Annotated in this window: 17 protein-coding genes, 1 pseudogene and 1 riboswitch; of the genes and pseudogenes, 17 read left to right on the top strand and 1 reads right to left on the bottom strand. The window is 70.3% G+C overall.

The features are described from left to right. Positions 1-29: 29 nt before the first annotated feature. The 8 genes from lepB (at position 30) to HED23_RS08045 (ending at position 6,682) form a co-directional block, all read left to right on the top strand. Positions 30-788: a signal peptidase I gene (gene lepB / locus HED23_RS08010; RefSeq protein ID WP_203182709.1), complete on the top strand. Its 759-nt coding sequence runs from the start codon at positions 30-32 to the stop codon at positions 786-788. Further along, the gene (locus HED23_RS08015; protein WP_203182710.1) at positions 778-1,266 is read left to right on the top strand and encodes an NUDIX hydrolase; all 489 of its coding nucleotides are present in this window, start codon (positions 778-780) and stop codon (positions 1,264-1,266) included. Before lepB ends, HED23_RS08015 begins: the two co-directional genes overlap by 11 nt. A gap of 63 nt (positions 1,267-1,329) precedes the next feature. Further along, positions 1,330-1,638 (top strand): DUF2469 domain-containing protein, encoded by a 309-nt coding sequence (locus tag HED23_RS08020; RefSeq protein WP_003965949.1) that lies wholly within the window; start codon positions 1,330-1,332, stop codon positions 1,636-1,638. Between the two features lie 132 nt (positions 1,639-1,770). After that, positions 1,771-2,130: a YraN family protein gene (locus HED23_RS08025; protein ID WP_203182711.1), complete on the top strand. Its 360-nt coding sequence runs from the start codon at positions 1,771-1,773 to the stop codon at positions 2,128-2,130. Beyond that, positions 2,130-3,752 (top strand): YifB family Mg chelatase-like AAA ATPase, encoded by a 1,623-nt coding sequence (locus HED23_RS08030; RefSeq protein ID WP_203182712.1) that lies wholly within the window; start codon positions 2,130-2,132, stop codon positions 3,750-3,752. The genes HED23_RS08025 and HED23_RS08030 overlap by 1 nt, the downstream gene beginning before the upstream one ends. Next, entirely contained in the window at positions 3,749-4,921 is a 1,173-nt protein-coding gene (gene dprA, locus HED23_RS08035; RefSeq protein WP_203182713.1) for a DNA-processing protein DprA, read from the top strand. Before HED23_RS08030 ends, dprA begins: the two co-directional genes overlap by 4 nt. Before the next feature lie 269 nt (positions 4,922-5,190). Then, positions 5,191-6,027 (top strand): RNA polymerase sigma factor WhiG, encoded by an 837-nt coding sequence (whiG, locus tag HED23_RS08040; RefSeq protein WP_203182714.1) that lies wholly within the window; start codon positions 5,191-5,193, stop codon positions 6,025-6,027. 97 nt (positions 6,028-6,124) lie between these two features. Beyond that, entirely contained in the window at positions 6,125-6,682 is a 558-nt protein-coding gene (locus tag HED23_RS08045) for a TetR/AcrR family transcriptional regulator (protein ID WP_203187401.1), read from the top strand. 155 nt (positions 6,683-6,837) lie between these two features. Here HED23_RS08045 and HED23_RS35980 read toward each other — a convergent pair. Beyond that, positions 6,838-7,467, bottom strand: a pseudogene (locus HED23_RS35980) (M23 family metallopeptidase); the annotation flags it as partial. A gap of 237 nt (positions 7,468-7,704) precedes the next feature. Here HED23_RS35980 and rpsB point away from each other — a divergent pair. The 9 genes from rpsB to HED23_RS08095 all read left to right on the top strand — a co-directional run bounded on the left by rpsB (position 7,705) and on the right by HED23_RS08095 (position 17,394). After that, the gene (rpsB, locus tag HED23_RS08055; RefSeq protein WP_203182715.1) at positions 7,705-8,625 is read left to right on the top strand and encodes a 30S ribosomal protein S2; all 921 of its coding nucleotides are present in this window, start codon (positions 7,705-7,707) and stop codon (positions 8,623-8,625) included. Positions 8,626-8,726: 101 nt separating this feature from the next. Beyond that, positions 8,727-9,563, top strand: coding sequence for a translation elongation factor Ts (gene tsf / locus HED23_RS08060; RefSeq protein WP_203182716.1), 837 nt, complete (start codon positions 8,727-8,729; stop codon positions 9,561-9,563). Between the two features lie 158 nt (positions 9,564-9,721). Beyond that, positions 9,722-10,498, top strand: a complete 777-nt coding sequence (gene pyrH / locus HED23_RS08065; RefSeq protein ID WP_203182717.1) for a UMP kinase — start codon at positions 9,722-9,724, stop codon at positions 10,496-10,498. A gap of 115 nt (positions 10,499-10,613) precedes the next feature. Continuing rightward, positions 10,614-11,171 carry a ribosome recycling factor gene (gene frr, locus HED23_RS08070; protein ID WP_203182718.1) on the top strand — a complete coding sequence of 186 codons (558 nt, stop codon included), beginning with the start codon at positions 10,614-10,616 and terminating at the stop codon, positions 11,169-11,171. Then, on the top strand, positions 11,171-12,262 hold the full coding sequence (locus HED23_RS08075) for a phosphatidate cytidylyltransferase (protein WP_203182719.1): 1,092 nt from the start codon (positions 11,171-11,173) through the stop codon (positions 12,260-12,262). The genes frr and HED23_RS08075 overlap by 1 nt, the downstream gene beginning before the upstream one ends. A gap of 278 nt (positions 12,263-12,540) precedes the next feature. Next, positions 12,541-13,068 (top strand): hypothetical protein, encoded by a 528-nt coding sequence (locus tag HED23_RS08080; protein ID WP_203182720.1) that lies wholly within the window; start codon positions 12,541-12,543, stop codon positions 13,066-13,068. 198 nt (positions 13,069-13,266) lie between these two features. Continuing rightward, entirely contained in the window at positions 13,267-14,373 is a 1,107-nt protein-coding gene (rlmN, locus tag HED23_RS08085; protein WP_033304082.1) for a 23S rRNA (adenine(2503)-C(2))-methyltransferase RlmN, read from the top strand. Between the two features lie 79 nt (positions 14,374-14,452). Beyond that, a riboswitch (TPP riboswitch) is annotated at positions 14,453-14,569 on the top strand. A gap of 72 nt (positions 14,570-14,641) precedes the next feature. Further along, positions 14,642-15,736, top strand: a complete 1,095-nt coding sequence (locus HED23_RS08090) for a thiamine ABC transporter substrate-binding protein (protein WP_203182721.1) — start codon at positions 14,642-14,644, stop codon at positions 15,734-15,736. Between the two features lie 44 nt (positions 15,737-15,780). Continuing rightward, positions 15,781-17,394, top strand: a complete 1,614-nt coding sequence (locus HED23_RS08095) for an ABC transporter permease (protein ID WP_203187402.1) — start codon at positions 15,781-15,783, stop codon at positions 17,392-17,394. The last annotated feature ends 1 nt before the right edge of the window (position 17,395 follow it).

A 17,395-nucleotide genomic window follows, 5' to 3' on the forward strand; every position in this document is an offset into this window, starting at 1 on the left:
TTGTCGATCTCCGATGGGGGAGCGCTGGGATGAGTGGTTCAGAACGTCACGACGGCCGCGGCCGGCTCGGCAATGCTTTGTCGAACCTGGCCGTGGCCGTCGGCTGTGTGCTCTTCCTCGGCGGATTCGCTTGGGGAGCGGTTGTGTACAAGCCGTACACCGTGCCCACCGACTCGATGTCCCCGACGGTGAACGCCGGTGACCGGGTCCTCGCGGAGCGGATAGACAGCGGCGATGTGCGGCGTGGCGACGTGGTCGTCTTCACCGATTCGACGTGGGGCGACGTGCCGATGGTGAAGCGGGTCGTCGGCGTGGGCGGCGACAAGGTCGCCTGCTGCGACAAGAACGGCCGGCTCACCGTCAACGGCGAGCCGATCGAGGAACCGTATCTGCGGGCGAAGGGTGCCTCGGCGAACGGGGCTCCGGCCTCGCCCCAGAACTTCACCGCAGATGTCCCCGAGGGGCAGCTCTTCCTCCTCGGGGACGAGCGCAGCACCTCCCTTGACTCCCGTGTCCATCTCCAGGACCCGGGGCAGGGCTCGGTGCCGCGAGGCGCGGTGCAGGCACGGGTGGACGCCGTCGCGTGGCCCATGAACGGAATGGTCGGCAGGCCCGAGGCCTTCGCGGCGCTGCCCGGCGGAGTGTCGTCCGACGGTCCGCTGCCGCTGCAGGCCGGCGCCCTCGTGGTGGGCGTGGTGCTCATCCTGGGCGGATCCGCCTACGGCCCGATCGCGGCGCGCTCCGCACGGCGGTCCAGGCGGCCGGAGGCATCCGCCGGTGCTCACTGAGGCACGCAAGGTCGCTCGTGTGGTGCTCCTGGACCCGGACGACCGGATCCTGCTGCTGCACGGCTTCGAGCCCGCGGATCCGGCCCGGAGCTGGTGGTTCACCCCGGGCGGCGGCCTCGAGGGCGACGAGACCCGGGAGCAGGCGGCCCTGCGTGAGCTGGCCGAGGAAACCGGGATCACGGACGTCTCCCTCGGTCCGCTGCTGTGGACGAGGATCTGCTCCTTCCCGTTCGACGGGCGGCGCTGGGACCAGGACGAGTGGTACTACCTGGCCCGTACCGCGGAGACGGCCACCGACCAGAAGGGGCTCACCGAGCTCGAGCTGCGCAGCGTCGCCGGTCTGAGGTGGTGGACTTCCGCCGAACTTCTGGCCACGCGTGAGACGGTGTATCCGACCAGGCTCGCCGGGCTGCTGCGCACGCTGCTCGACGAGGGTCCCCCGAGCGTTCCGCTGGTTCTCGCCCCCGAAATCGTCTAATCGGCCAGGGGTACGTGGGGCTGACGCACAATAGGGGGACGCACGGCTGAAGGGGAACATGCCATGAGTGCCGAGGACCTCGAGAAGTACGAGACCGAGATGGAGCTGAAGCTCTACCGGGAGTACCGCGACGTCGTCGGTCTGTTCAAATATGTGATCGAGACCGAACGGCGCTTCTATCTCACCAACGATTACGAGATGCAGGTGCACTCGGTTCAGGGTGAGGTCTTTTTCGAGGTATCCATGGCGGACGCGTGGGTCTGGGACATGTACAGGCCTGCTCGGTTCGTCAAGCAGGTCAGAGTGTTGACGTTCAAGGATGTGAACATCGAGGAGCTCAACAAGAGCGACCTCGAACTCCCGGGCGGCTGATCCCGGAGGCGCCCCCCGCCGCCCCGGTTCACTCGTCCGAGTGGCCGGGATATCCACAACGGCCTGGTTGTCCACCAAGATCCAACAGATCGGGCGGGGCGCGTCACAGTCGGTGCCGGAGGTGGTGCCGATATGAACGCACGGGGGGCACTCGGGCGGTACGGCGAGGATCTGGCGGCACGGCTGCTGGCGGACGCCGGCATGACTGTGCTGGACCGTAACTGGCGGTGTCGCGCAGGAGAGATCGACATCGTCGCCAGGGACGGTGACGCGGTGGTCGTCTGTGAGGTGAAGTCCCGCAGGGCGGGCTCGTTCGAGCATCCGATGGAGGCCGTCACACCGGCCAAGGCCGACCGTCTGCGCAGGCTCGCCGAGATCTGGCTGCACCGGCACGGCGGGCCGCCGCCGGGCGGGGTCCGGATCGATCTGATCGGCGTGATCCTGCCCAGGCGCGGAGCCCCGGTCGCCGAGCACGTGCGGGGGGTGGCCTGATGGGGTTCGCGCGTGCGTGCTCGGTGGCCCTGGTCGGCGTCGAGGGCGTGGTGGTGGAGGTCCAGGCCGACCTGGAACCAGGCGTGGCGGCGTTCACGCTCGTCGGCCTGCCGGACAAGAGCCTGGTGGAGAGCCGCGACCGGGTCAGGGCCGCGGTCGTCAACTCAGGGGCCGAGTGGCCGCAGAAGAAGCTCACGGTGGGCCTGTCCCCCGCATCGGTGCCCAAGGGCGGCTCAGGATTCGACCTCGCCGTCGCGTGTGCGGTGCTCGGCGCGGCGGAGCGTATCGACCCTGCCGCCATCGCCGACGTGGTGATGATCGGGGAGCTCGGCCTCGACGGCAGGGTGCGCCCGGTGAGAGGCGTGCTGCCGGCGGTGCTCGCGGCGGCGGAGGCGGGGTACCGGCACGTGGTCGTCCCCGAGCAGACCGCGGGGGAGGCCGCCCTCGTGCCGGGCGTCTCGGTCCTCGGCGTACGGAGCCTGCGCCAGTTGATCGCCGTCCTCGGCGACGAACCCGTGCCGGAGGAGCCGGCCGCCGACCGGGGCCGCCCGGACACGATGCTCGCCGGACTGATGGTGCCCGGAGCGGGCCTCGGCACGGGGCTGGCCCCGCTGTCGGCCGACGGCACGGCGCACCGGCCCGATCTGGCCGATGTCGCGGGCCAGGGCCGGGCACGCAAGGCCCTGGAGGTGGCCGCGGCCGGAGGGCACCATCTGCTGCTCTCCGGACCACCGGGGGCGGGGAAGACCATGCTGGCAGAGCGGCTCACGGCGATCCTGCCGCCGTTGTCCCGGCAGGAATCCCTCGAAGTGACGGCGGTGCACTCGGTCGCGGGCATTCTTCCGCCGGGTGAACCCCTGATCGGCAGAGCGCCGTACTGCGCGCCGCATCATTCCGCGACGATGCAGTCGCTCGTGGGTGGCGGGAACGGTCTGCCCAGGCCGGGAGCGGTATCCCTGGCACACCGGGGCGTCCTGTTTCTGGACGAAGCCCCCGAGTTCTCGGGGCGGGCCCTGGACGCGCTGCGCCAGCCTCTGGAATCCGGACACGTGGTGGTCGCGCGCGCGGCAGGAGTGGTCCGGCTGCCGGCGCGTTTCCTGATGATCCTGGCCGCGAACCCCTGCCCCTGCGGCAGGCACACCCTGGCCGGGGCGGGGTGCGAATGCCCGCCCTCCGCCGTCCGCCGCTACCAGGCGCGGCTGTCGGGTCCGTTGCTCGACCGGGTGGACCTGCGCGTCGAGGTCGAGCCGGTCGGCCGGGCGGACCTGATGGGGAGCGGCGGCCGCGGGGAGTCCTCGGCCGAGGTGGCCACCCGGGTGCGGGAGGCCAGGGCGCGCGCCGCGGCGCGGCTCGCCGGCACCCCGTGGACCACCAACAGCGAAGTGCCGGGGCACGAGCTGCGGACAAGGCTGGTCGCGGCGCCCGGCGCCCTGATGGCGGCCGAGCGCGACATGGAGCGGGGCGTCCTGACGGCCCGAGGCCTGGACCGGGTCCTGCGCGTGGCCTGGACGGTGGCGGACCTGAGGGCAGCCGACCGGCCTGACGCCACGGACATCGCGGTGGCGCTCGAACTGCGGACGGGCATCCAGCGGGGGGTACCGGTCCGGGCGGGTGCCCTGTGAGCCCGCAGCCGCCCCATGACGAGCGGGACCGGCTGGCGCGCGCAGCCCTGACCCGCGTATTCGAACCTGGGGATGAGCGCGGTGGCCGCTGGATCCGCGAGATCGGGCCGGTGGAGCTGATGGGGCGTCTCGCCGGCACGGACGGATCGGCACAGGCACTCAAGGGGATGACGGCGGCCCGGCTCGCGGGCTACCGGCTGAGGGCGTCGAGCGCCGATCCCCGGAAGGACCTGGCGCACGTGGCAGCGATCGGCGGCCGGTTCGTCTGCCCCGGCGACCAGGAGTGGCCGAGCCAGCTCGACGACCTGGGGGACGCGCGACCCATCGGGCTCTGGGTGCGAGGCCGGTCGGACCTGCGCCTCTGGGCGCTGCGCTCGGTCGCTCTGGTCGGTGCCCGGGCCTGCACGCCCTACGGGGCGCACATGGCGGCGACGCTCGCCGCCGGGCTGGCCGAGCGGGGCTGGGTCGTGGTCTCCGGGGCGGCGTTCGGGGTGGACGGCGCCGCCCATCGGGGGGCGTTGGCCGCGGGTGGGGCGACCATGGCGGTCCTGGCCTGCGGGGTGGACGTGGCGTATCCACGAGGACACGCCGAGCTGATCGGGCGCATCGTCGAACAGGGCGTGGTCATCGGCGAGCTGCCGCCCTCGGACCATCCGACGCGCAGCAGGTTCATCCTGCGGAACAGGGTGATCGCGGCACTCACGAGAGGCACTGTGGTGGTGGAGGCCGAATACCGCAGCGGCTCGCTGGTCACCGCGAGGAACGCCCAGCGGCTGGGCCGCTTCGTCATGGGGGTACCGGGGCCCGCCACCAGCGGTCTCTCGGCCGGGGTCCACGAACTCCTGCGCGGTGAAGGTGTCCTGGTCACCGATGCCGCAGAGATCTCCGAACTGGTCGGCCACATCGGTGAACTCGCCCCGGCCAGGAACGGCCCCGTCCTGCCGAGGGACCTCCTCGATGCCACCTCCGCGCAGGTGCTGGACGCGCTGCCGTGGACCGGAGCGATGAAGGTGTGTGACGTGGCCCGGAGCGCCGGAGCGTCAACGGATGAAGCACTCGGGCGGTTGTACGAACTGCACTCACTGGGGTTCGTCGAACGCGAGGGCGACGGATGGCGGTTGACGCCGGGACGTACACGCAATGGGGGCGCGCGGCGAGGCGGTAGTTGACCTGGAGCATTCGGGTGAAAAGGTGATGCCGATGACCTCGGCATCACCTTGTCAGGCCTCCGGGAGCGGCGCGAGCGGTGACGGTCCTTGCCGTCGGTCTCCGTCGCCCCCTGCGGGACGACGGGGGACGACGGGATTTGGAACGCAATCGCACAGCACGGTTCCTTTGTCCTGTGCACACCGCAACACCTCAGTCACGCTACGCTCACAAGGAATCCGCCCCAGAGACACGTCCCAGTACTTCACAGCAGAACGGCTCAAGGCACCACATGCCCCAGCACACCTCCGGGTCTGACCGCGCGGCAGCACCACCGGCTGCGCGTGGCACTGTGCGCCCTCCCGCCCCCTCCTCGCTCGACGAATTGTGGCGTTCGTACAAGACCACCGGAGACGAGAGGCTGCGGGAGCAGCTGATCCTGCACTACTCGCCCCTGGTGAAGTACGTGGCGGGCCGGGTCAGCGTGGGGCTGCCGTCCAACGTGGAGCAGGCGGACTTCGTCTCGTCCGGTGTCTTCGGACTGATCGATGCCATCGAGAAGTTCGACATCGAGCGGGCCATCAAGTTCGAGACCTACGCGATCACCAGGATCCGTGGCGCGATGATCGACGAACTCCGCGCGCTGGACTGGATCCCCCGGTCCGTGCGCCAGAAGGCGCGCAACGTCGAGCGCGCCTACGCCACTCTGGAAGCGCAGCTGCGGCGTACGCCATCGGAGGCGGAGGTAGCCGCGGAGATGGGCATCGCGCTGGATGAACTGCACGCGGTTTTCAGCCAGTTGTCGCTCGCCAATGTGGTGGCGCTCGAGGAGCTGCTGCATGTCGGCGGTGAAGGCGGCGACCGGCTGAGCCTCATGGACACGCTGGAGGACCCCGCAGCCGACAATCCGGTCGAGGTCGCCGAGGACCGCGAGCTCAGACGGCTGCTGGCCCGCGCCATCAACACGCTCCCCGAGCGGGAGAAGACCGTGGTCACGCTCTACTACTACGAAGGCCTCACCCTCGCCGAGATCGGCAATGTCCTCGGGGTCACCGAGAGCAGGGTCAGCCAGATCCACACCAAGTCGGTCCTGCAGCTCCGGGCGAAGCTGGCCGACGCCGGCCGGTGAGGCGGGGCGGCTTCGGCCATCCGACCACGGACGCGGACCCCCCTTCGAACTGATGCCGCCGTAGAGTGGAGGGGTGCCCAGGATTCGAGCGGCCTCCGTGGCCGAGCACCGGACCATGCAGCGCGGCGCCCTCCTGGACGCCGCGCGCTCCCTGCTGTCCGAGGGCGGTACGGAGGCGCTCACCTTCCCCGCTCTCGCCGAGCGCACCGGCCTTGCCAGGTCTTCCGTCTACGAGTACTTCCGCTCTCGCGCGGCTGTCGTCGAGGAGCTCTGCGCCGTCGACTTCCCCGTGTGGGCCTCCGAGGTCGAGAACGCGATGGAGCGGGCCGGCACACCCGAGGCGAAGATCGAGGCCTACGTCCGCCGCCAGCTCGACCTGGTCGGGGACCGGCGGCACCGGGCGGTCGTGGCGATCTCCGCGAGCGAGCTGGACGCGGGCGCGCGGGAGAAGATCCGCGCCGCGCACGGGGGCCTCATCGCCATGATCGTCGAAGCGCTCGCCGACCTGGGCCACACCGAGCCGAGGCTCGCGGCCATGCTGCTGCAGGGCTCCGTGGACGCCGCGGTGCGCAGGATCGAACTGGGTGCGGCCGAGGAGCCGGGCATCGTGGCGGACACGGCCGTGGCCATGGTCCTGCGCGGCGTAAGGGGCTGAGCAGACCTCCTGTCCGCCCCGGGGAGCGGTACCCCGAACACCGGCAGCAGCCGGGAGGGCCCCCGTCGCAGGAGTGACGGAGGCAGCAGCGACAACGGGTCGAGGTAGGCGTCTCCACGCCGCAGGCCCCAGTGCAGACACCCGGCGGCGCAGTGGGACGGTTCCTGCCCGACAACGCCCACCACCTGCCCCGCGACCACCTGGTCACCCTCGCCGACCCGGGCCCGTACCGGTTCGTACGTGAAGCGGAGCGGTGGTTCCCCGCTCCCCGCCACGTCGACGGAGACCACCCCGCGCCTCGCCACCGGCCCCGCGAAGGCGACCCGCCCCGGGGCGGCCGCCAGCACCGGGGTGCCCGGCGGGGCGGCGAGGTCGGCTCCGCGGTGGCCCGGCCCGTACGGCCCGGCGGGCGGCTCCCAGCCCCGCACGACCAGAGGCCGGCCCGCGAGCGGCCAGACGCGGTCCTCGCCCGGCGGCGCACCTTCCGCAGCTCTCGCGGAGCCCGGCGTCAGCAGGACCGTGAGCAGCGCGACGAGGAGCGCGGTCAGGCGTGCGGGCACCGGCGCGGACAGGCGTGCGGGCGCCGAGGCGGTCGGCAGCGAGGTCGGCAGCGAGGCCGGCGGTGGGACCGGGCGGGCCCCCGGGTGGCCGGGCCCGCGCACGGTCGGCGATGCGCCCCGCACGGGCCGTGCGGGCAGGGCGTCACGGGGTCGGCCGACGGTTTTTCCAGGTGAGCGGCACATGACGGAAACGATCTCCCGTAGGCCCTGTTCCGCGCGGATCATGGTCCGGATCTGTGGACGGCGGAGCGCTTGTGGACATCGCCGTCACCCGGCACCCGGCGGGTCCCGTACACTTCTTCTGGCGATCCGGGTCACCGGGTCGACTTCGCACGCCCCGCCACCTCCCTCTCAGCGGACGGTGGCCGCGCTCCTCGGTCCCTTGTGGCACGGCGCGTAGGGGCGTCAGGCGCGACAGCAATCCTGCGGTCGCGGCAACCGAGTAAATCAAGGAGTACGGCCATGGCCGTCGTCACGATGCGGGAGCTGCTGGAAAGCGGCGTCCACTTCGGTCACCAGACCCGTCGCTGGAACCCGAAGATGAAGCGCTTCATCTTCACCGAGCGCAACGGCATCTACATCATCGACCTGCTCCAGTCGCTGTCGTACATCGACCGCGCCTACGAGTTCGTCAAGGAGACCGTCGCCCACGGCGGCTCCATCATGTTCGTGGGTACGAAGAAGCAGGCCCAGGAGGCCATCGCCGAGCAGGCGACGCGCGTCGGCATGCCGTACGTCAACCAGCGTTGGCTCGGTGGCATGCTCACCAACTTCTCCACCGTCTACAAGCGCCTTCAGCGTCTGAAGGAGCTCGAGCTCATCGACTTCGAGGACGTGGCCGCCTCCGGCCTCACCAAGAAGGAGCTCCTGGTCCTCTCCCGCGAGAAGGCCAAGCTGGAGAAGACCCTCGGTGGTATCCGCGAGATGCAGAAGGTGCCGAGCGCCGTCTGGATCGTCGACACCAAGAAGGAGCACATCGCCGTCGGTGAGGCGCGCAAGCTCCACATCCCGGTCGTCGCGATCCTCGACACCAACTGCGACCCCGACGAGGTCGACTACAAGATTCCGGGCAACGACGACGCGATCCGCTCCGTCACCCTGCTCACCCGCGTGATCGCCGACGCCGTCGCCGAGGGCCTCATCGCCCGTTCCGGTGCCGCCACCGGTGACTCGAAGCCGGGCGAGAAGGCCGCCGGCGAGCCCCTCGCCGAGTGGGAGCGCGACCTGCTCACCGGCGAGAAGAAGGACGACGCCGAGGTGCAGTCCTCCGCCGAGACCGAGAAGGCCGCCGACGCCGAGCCGGCCGCCGCCGCGGACGAGCAGGCTGCCGAGCAGGCCGAGGCCCCCGCCGCCGAGGCTCCGGCCACGGACGAGCAGGCCTGACACCCGTCAGTCACGGCTGAATGACGGCGGGGGCCGGTGCACTGGCACCGCCCCCGCCGTTCACCCGTAGATCTTTCAGACTTCGAGAGAGAAACAGACTCATGGCGAACTACACCGCCGCTGACGTCAAGAAGCTCCGCGAGCTCACCGGCGCCGGCATGATGGACTGCAAGAAGGCGCTCGACGAGGCCGACGGCAATGTGGACGGCGCCGTCGAGGCGCTCCGCATCAAGGGCCAGAAGGGCGTCGCCAAGCGCGAAGGCCGTTCTGCCGAGAACGGTGCCGTCGTCTCCCTCGTCTCCGAGGACAAGAAGTCCGGCGTCCTGCTCGAGCTGAAGTGCGAGACGGACTTCGTCGCCAAGGGCGACAAGTTCCAGGCCGTCGCCAACACGCTCGCCGCCCACGTCGCCGCGACCTCCCCGGCCGACATCGAGGCGCTCCTCGCCTCCGAGATCGAGCCCGGCAAGACCGTCCAGGCGTACGTGGACGAGGCCAACGCCAACCTCGGCGAGAAGATCGTCCTGGACCGCTTCGCGCAGTTCACCGGCGAGTACGTCTCCGTCTACATGCACCGCACCATGCCCGACCTGCCGCCGCAGATCGGTGTCATGGTCGAGCTGGACAAGGCCGACGCCGAGCTGGCGAAGGGTATCGCCCAGCACATCGCCGCCTTCGCCCCGAAGTACCTCTCCCGCGAGGACGTCCCGGCCGAGCTCGTCGAGGCCGAGCGCCGCGTCGCCGAGGAGACCACGCGCGCCGAGGGCAAGCCCGAGGCCGCGCTCCCGAAGATCGTCGAGGGTCGCGTCAACGGCTTCTTCAAGGAGGCCACCCTCCTCGGCCAGCCGTACGCCCTGGACAACAAGAAGTCCGTCCAGAAGGTCCTGGACGAGGCCGGTGTCGCCCTGAAGCGCTTCACGCGCATCAAGGTCGGCATCTGAGTCCGTCCGCGAACAACGGTGGACCCCGATAGGGTCTGGTGCAGTCGACGGCCGCACTCAGCCGGATGACCGCAGATCTGACGAGGAGGCCATTGCCGCTGAGGGACAACAGACCCACCGGCAATGGCCTTCTTCGTATGTGCACGAGGAGAATTCCCATGAGCAAGGGCGCGGACGCCACACAAGGTGACCACAAGCGCGACGACCGCACGATTTCCGGACGCTTCATGCTGAAGCTGTCCGGCGAGGCGTTCGCCGGTGGCGGAGGCCTCGGTGTCGACCCTGACGTCGTGCACACCATCGCCCGCGAGATCGCCGCGGTCGTGCGCGACGGCGCGGAGATCGCGGTCGTCATCGGCGGCGGCAACTTCTTCCGTGGCGCCGAGCTCCAGCAGCGCGGCATGGACCGGGCGCGTTCCGACTACATGGGCATGCTCGGCACGGTCATGAACTGCCTGGCGCTGCAGGACTTCCTGGAGAAGGAAGGCATCGACTCGCGCGTCCAGACCGCCATCACCATGGGCCAGGTCGCTGAGCCGTACATCCCGCTCCGTGCCGTGAGGCACCTGGAGAAGGGGCGCGTCGTGATCTTCGGCGCCGGTATGGGCATGCCGTACTTCTCCACCGACACGACCGCGGCCCAGCGCGCCCTGGAGATCGATGCCGAGGCGCTGCTGATGGGGAAGAACGGCGTGGACGGGGTCTACGACTCCGACCCGAAGGCCAACCCCGACGCGGTGAAGTTCGACGCGCTGGAGTACGGCGAGGTGATCGCCCGCGACCTCAGGGTCGCCGACGCCACCGCCATCACCCTCTGCCGCGACAACCAGCTCCCGATCCTCGTCTTCGAGCTGACCACGGAGGGCAATATCGCCCGCGCGGTCAAGGGTGAGAAGATCGGCACGCTGGTGAGCGACGAGAGCACCCGGGCCTGACAGCCCAAAAGATGGACAACGGCCTGCCGGTCGGACACCGTGCAGGTGAGGACGCGACGCAGGATCCGCAGGACCGGGCGACGCCGGGTCCGCTCAAGACACGCAGGAGCACGTGGTGATCGAAGAAATCCTCCTCGAGGCCGAGGAGAAGATGGAGAAGGCCGTCGTCGTCGCGAAAGAGGACTTCGCCGCGATCCGTACCGGCCGCGCGCACCCGGCGATGTTCAACAAGATCGTCGCGGACTACTACGGCGCGCTGACCCCGATCAACCAGCTCGCCTCGTTCTCGGTTCCCGAACCGCGGATGGCCGTGGTGACGCCGTTCGACAAGAGCGCACTGCGCAACATCGAGCAGGCGATCCGTGACTCCGACCTGGGCGTCAACCCCAGCAATGACGGCAACATCATCCGTGTGACGTTCCCCGAGCTCACGCAGGACCGCCGCAAGGAGTACATCAAGGTCGCCAAGACCAAGGCCGAGGACTCCAAGATCTCGATCCGCTCCATCCGCCGCAAGGCCAAGGAGTCGCTCGACAAGCTCGTCAAGGACAAGGAGTCCGGCGAGGACGAGGTCCGCCGCGCGGAGAAGGAGCTCGACGACACCACCGCGAAGTACGTCGCGCAGGTGGACGAGCTGCTCAAGCACAAGGAAGCCGAGCTGCTCGAAGTCTGATGAACGACTCTTCCTGGGGCGCCCCGCAGGGAGCCGGTTACCGGGGCGCGCCCGAGATGGGGGCCGCTCCGGCGGGTCCTGCATACGATGTGCACGGCGCCCAGCAGACTCGGCCCATGCCCATCGTGCCGGACGCTCCCGACGCAGGTAGAGACGCTGACGACCGCGACAACCGGAACGGGGACGCCGCCGCGCGCGTCAGCGGCCCCCTTTTCCGTGACGAGAAGCCGCAGGAGCCCATGTCCACCCCGTTGCCGACGCCCCCGCCGCAGAAGAAGCGCGCGGGGCGTGATCTGCGCGCCGCCATAGGGGTCGGCCTCGGGCTCGGGGCGGTCGTCGCGGGGTCGCTCTTCTTCGTGAAGGCCGTCTTCGTCGGTGTTGTCGTGATCGCCGTGGTGGTGGGGCTCTGGGAGCTCACCTCCCGCCTCAAGGAGCGCAAGGGGATCAACGCCCCCCTCGTGCCGCTCGCCGTCGGCGGCGCCGCCATGGTGGTCGCCGGCTACGTGCGGGACGCGGAGGGCGCGTGGGTCGCCATGGCGCTCACGGCGCTCGCGGTCCTTGTCTGGCGTATGACGGAGCGTCCGGAGGGCTATCTCAAGGACGTCACGGCCGGTGTGTTCGCCGTGTTCTACGTGCCGTTCCTGGCGACGTTCGTCAGCATGATGCTCACCGCGGACGACGGGCCCCGGCGGGTGCTGACCTTCCTGCTGCTCACCGTGGTGGCCGACACGGGTGCGTACGCCGTCGGCTGGCGCTTCGGCACGCACAAGCTGGCACCCCGCATCAGTCCGGGGAAGACCCGCGAGGGCCTCTTCGGCGCGATCGGCTTCGCGATGGTCGCCGGCGCGCTCTGCATGCAGTTCCTGATCGACGACGGCAGCTGGTGGCAGGGGCTGCTGCTGGGCCTCGCCGTCGCCGCCAGCGCCACGCTGGGTGACCTGGGCGAGTCCATGATCAAGCGGGACCTCGGGATCAAGGACATGGGCACGCTGCTGCCCGGCCACGGCGGCATCATGGACCGGCTCGACTCGCTGCTGCCGAGCGCCCCGGTCGTATGGCTGCTGCTGGTGCTGTTCGTCGGATCCGGCTGAGCGGAGAGGCGACCTTCCGCGTCGCGGTTCTCACGGGGCCCGTCGTCCATCGGACGGCGGGCCCCGCCCGTATCCGCTCGACGGAGCCAGGGAGCGTTCGGCCGTCACCGCGGAGCCGTACGAGGACGAACGGTCCGCAGGGGCGGTCCGCGTACGTGCCCCGGGCGGTCCTTCGCCCGCACGGTGCGGTGACCGCTTCCGGCGCGGACGGTGGAGCAGGCCCGGCGGGGTACCCGAGAAGGGCAGACGCAAGCCGTCGCTTCCGAGGAGGACCTGCCGTGCGCACGCTGAAGCTCTGGCTCGACCGCAGCCTGACCGCGCAAGCGGTGCTGATCTTCGCACTGGGACTGGGGCTGACCGCCGTGTTCCACCGGGACGGGCATCCCGGCTGGTGGGTGATCCGGACAGCGTTGTTCACCGCCGTCGTCATCGGCATCGTGGCCGTTCAGCGCCGCAGGACCGGCCGGGCGGCCGGTACCGGGCCGCGCGGGGTCGCGGAGATCAACCGCAGGATCCGTCACCGTGAGGTACCGGAGGATCCCGAGGAGCGGGCAGCCATGCGGAGGCTGCTCGCGGAGCAGCTGGGGAGGATGGAACGAGGGGGCCGGTGGCTGCCGTACTGGCTGGGCTGCATGGGCCTGGTCGCGGCAGGCCTGATCGTGCTCGGAGCCCTGACCGGCTCGCTGACCTTCCCGCTGGTCTTCGCCGTCGGTACGGCCGGCTTCTGCTACTGGGTCTTCCGGATGCGCCGCCGGTCCATGGAGCTGCACCGCGACATGACCTCGGCGCTGCGGGACCCGCGCTGACGGGTGAGCCCCGGAGCGGGGAGACCAAGGTGCGATCGGTCACGGTCCGACCGCCGGCTCGGGCCGTCTCCGGGCCGTCAAAGGGCCGCCGACGTCGGCTGATGGCGGCCTACGGCGACCGGACGCAGGTGTCCCGCACCCCTTCTGAGCTGGCGAAGGTCTCTACTACCACGGCGTGTCTGTAACACTGGAAGAACCATGCCTAAGCCCGGAGAACTCACTTTCGTCGCGCCCCGCGGAGCCAAGAGGCCGCCGCGGCACCTCGCCGACCTCACACCCGACGAGCGTAAGGAAGCAGTCGCCGCGACCGGCGAGAAGCCCTTCCGCGCCAAGCAGCTGTCGCAGCACTACTTCACGCGGTACGCGCACGACCCTGCGGAGTGGACCAACATCCCGGCCGCGTCGCGCGACAAGCTCGCCGAGGCGATGTTCCCCGACCTGATGTCGGTCATGCGCCACATCAGCTGCGACGACGACACCACCCGTAAGACGCTGTGGAAGCTGCACGACGGGACGCTCGTCGAGTCGGTCCTCATGCGCTATCCGGACCGGGTGACCATGTGCATCTCGTCCCAGGCGGGCTGTGGGATGAACTGCCCGTTCTGCGCCACCGGCCAGGCGGGTCTCGACCGCAACCTGTCGACCGCCGAGATCGTGCACCAGATCGTGGACGGTATGCGGGCGCTGCGCGACGGCGAGGTCCCCGGCGGGCCGGCGCGGCTGTCCAACATCGTCTTCATGGGCATGGGTGAGCCGCTGGCCAACTACAAGCGTGTGGTCGGGGCCATCCGCCGGCTGACGGACCCGGAGCCGGACGGACTGGGGCTCTCGCAGCGCGGGATCACCGTGTCCACGGTGGGCCTGGTACCGGCGATGCTGCGCTTCGCCGACGAGGGCTTCAAGTGCCGCCTCGCGGTCTCGCTCCACGCTCCGGACGACGAGCTGCGCGACACCCTCGTCCCCGTGAACACCCGCTGGAAGGTCCGTGAGGTCCTGGACGCCGCGTGGGAGTACGCGGAGAAGTCCGGCCGCCGTATCTCCATCGAGTACGCGCTGATCCGCGACATCAACGACCAGGCATGGCGGGGCGACCGGCTGGGCCGGCTGCTCAAGGGCAAGCGGGTACACGTCAACCTCATCCCGCTGAACCCGACCCCGGGCTCCAAGTGGACCGCCTCGCGGCCCGAGGACGAGAAGGCGTTCGTCGAGGCGATCGCCGCCCATGGCGTGCCGGTCACCGTCAGGGACACCCGCGGCCAGGAGATCGACGGGGCCTGCGGGCAGCTGGCTGCCTCCGAGCGCTGAGGCAGGCCCGGGCGGACGGGCGCCGACCGGCCGGTCCGGCGTGATCCGGCCGGTGTAGCCTGGCCCGGAAATCAACTTCATATTCCGACAGGGGAGCGCCACAGCGCTGAGAGTGCGGCACCGAGGACAGGTCGGCCGCAGACCCTCTGAACCTCGCCCGGGTCATTCCGGGTAGGAAGTTCGGACCTTACTCAAGCTGTTGCGCCCTGCCCGCTCGCCGAGCGGGCAGGGCCGCGTCTCTTCCTGGTCACCTCCAGGAGGAATCACCATGAACACCACCACCAAGTACGCGGCGACGGCGCTCGCCGCCGCGCTCGGCGTCACCGTGCTCGCGGGCTGCGGCGGTTCCGACGACCAGGCGTCCGACGACACGGGCGCGGGGTCCAAGACGGTCACCCTGGTCAGCCACGACTCGTTCAACGCTTCGGACGCCGCCCTGAAGGCCTTCACCAAGGAGACCGGCTACAAGGTCAAGGTGCTCAAGAGCGGTGACGCCGGAGCGGCGCTCAACCAGGAGATCCTGACCAAGGGCTCGCCCCGCGGCGACGTGTTCTTCGGTGCCGACAACACCTTGCTCTCCCGCGCCCTCGACAACGGCCTGTTCACGCCGTACGAGGCGAAGGGCCTCGACCGTGTCGCCGCCGACACCCAGCTCGACGCGGAGAAGCACCGGGTCACGCCCGTGGACACCGGCGACGTCTGCGTCAACTACGACAAGAAGTACTTCGCCGACAGGAAGCTCGACCCGCCGAAGACCTTCGACGACCTGCTGAAGCCCGCGTACAAGAACCTCCTCGTCACCGAGAACGCCGCGACCTCCTCGCCCGGCCTCGGCTTCCTCCTCGGCACGGTCGCCACCCAGGGCGAGACCGGCTACCAGGACTACTGGAAGAAGCTGAAGGAAAACGGCGTCAAGGTCGTCGACGGCTGGGAGCAGGCCTACAACGAGGAGTTCTCCGGCTCCGCGGGCGGCAGGAAGGCCAAGGCCGACCGTCCGCTCGTCGTCTCGTACGCCTCCAGCCCGCCCGTCGAGGTGCTGTACGCCGATCCGCAGCCCACCGAGGCCCCGACCGGTGTGGCCACCGGCACCTGCTTCCGCCAGATCGAGTTCGCCGGCCTGCTGGACGGCGCGAAGAACGAGGCGGGCGGCAAGGCACTGCTGGACTTCCTGATCAGCAAGCAGTTCCAGGAGGACATGCCGCTGAACATGTTCGTGAATCCGGTGGTGGAGGACGCGGAACTGCCGGAGCTCTTCACGAAGTTCGGTGCGACCGTCGACAAGCCGGCCACCGTGGCGCCCGAGAAGATCGCCAAGAACCGTGAGCAGTGGGTCCAGTCGTGGTCCTCGCTCGTCGTGAAGTAGCCGCGCGGCGCCCGCGTGGGGGGGACGCGGTGCGGCTCGGTCTCATGGCCGCGCCCGTCGCGTTCTTCGCGCTGTTCTTCGCCTACCCGGTCGCCGCGATCGTCGGCCGGGGGCTGAAGGCGGACGGCGCCTGGCAGTTCGGCCGGATCGGCGCGGTGCTGAGCAGGCCGGACATCCTCGACGTCCTCTGGTTCACCACCTGGCAGGCCCTCGCCTCGACCGTGCTCACCCTGCTGATCGCGTTGCCCGGCGCCTATGTCTTCGCCCGCTTCGACTTCCCCGGCAAACAGCTGCTGCGGGCCGTGGTGACAGTGCCGTTCGTCCTGCCGACCGTCGTGGTGGGCACGGCGTTCCTGGCGCTGCTGGGACGCGGCGGGTTCCTCGACGAGCTCTGGGGCGTACGTCTCGACACGACCGTGTGGGCGATCCTGCTTGCCCACGTGTTCTTCAACTACGCCGTCGTCGTACGGACCGTCGGCGGGCTGTGGGCGCAGCTCGACCCCCGCCAGGAAGAAGCCGCCCGGGTGCTCGGGGCCGGACGCCTCGCCGCCTGGCGGCGCGTGACACTGCCCGCGCTGGCCCCCGCCGTCGCCGCAGCCGCGCTCATGGTCTTCCTCTTCACCTTCACCTCCTTCGGAGTCGTCCAGATCCTCGGCGGGCCGGCCTACTCCACGCTGGAGGTGGAGATCTACCGGCAGACCGCTCAGCTCCTGGACCTGCCCACGGCCGCCGTGCTGACCCTGGTCCAGTTCGCGGCGGTCGGCGGGATCCTCGCCGTCCACGCCTGGACCGTACGGCGCCGGGAGACGGCGCTGAGGCTCGTCGACCCGGCGCAGACCGCCCGGCCGCCCCGTGGCGCCGGGCAGCGGGCGCTGCTCGGCGGCGTACTGCTGACCGTGCTGCTGCTCATCCTGCTGCCGCTCGGCGTCCTGGTGGAACGCTCCCTGGACACCTCCGGCGGCTACGGGTTCGACTTCTACCGCGCGCTGCAGTCCGCCGACGCCAACGGCTCCACCTTCCTGGTGCCGCCGCTCGACGCCATCGGGAACTCCCTGCGCTACGCGCTGGTCGCGACCCTCATCGCCCTTGTGATCGGTGGCCTCGCCGCCGCCGCGCTCACCCGGCGGGCCGGCCGGCTGGTGCGCGGCTTCGACGCCCTGCTGATGCTGCCGCTCGGGGTGTCGGCGGTCACCGTCGGCTTCGGCTTCCTGATCACCCTCGACGAGCCGCCGCTGGACCTGCGTACGTCCTGGATCCTCGTGCCCCTCGCCCAGGCGCTGGTGGGCGTCCCCTTCGTCGTACGGACCATGCTGCCGGTCCTGCGCGCGGTCGACGAACGGCTGCGGGAAGCTGCCGCGGTGCTCGGCGCCTCGCCGTTGCGGGCCTGGCGGGAGGTCGATCTCCCGCTGGTGCGGCGGGCGGTGCTGGTCGCGGCAGGCTTCGCCTTCGCCGTGTCGCTCGGCGAGTTCGGCGCGACCGTGTTCATCGCACGCCCCGACAACCCGACCCTGCCGGTCGCCGTCGCCAGGCTGCTCGGGCGTTCCGGAGAACTCAACTACGGCCAGGCGATGGCCCTCAGCACGATTCTGATGCTCGTCTGCGCGGTGTCGCTGCTCCTGCTCGAACGTATCCGCACCGACCGATCCGGGGAGTTCTAGA

Origin of the sequence: Streptomyces pratensis (assembly GCF_016804005.1) — a bacterium.
GTDB lineage: Bacteria > Actinomycetota > Actinomycetes > Streptomycetales > Streptomycetaceae > Streptomyces > Streptomyces pratensis_A.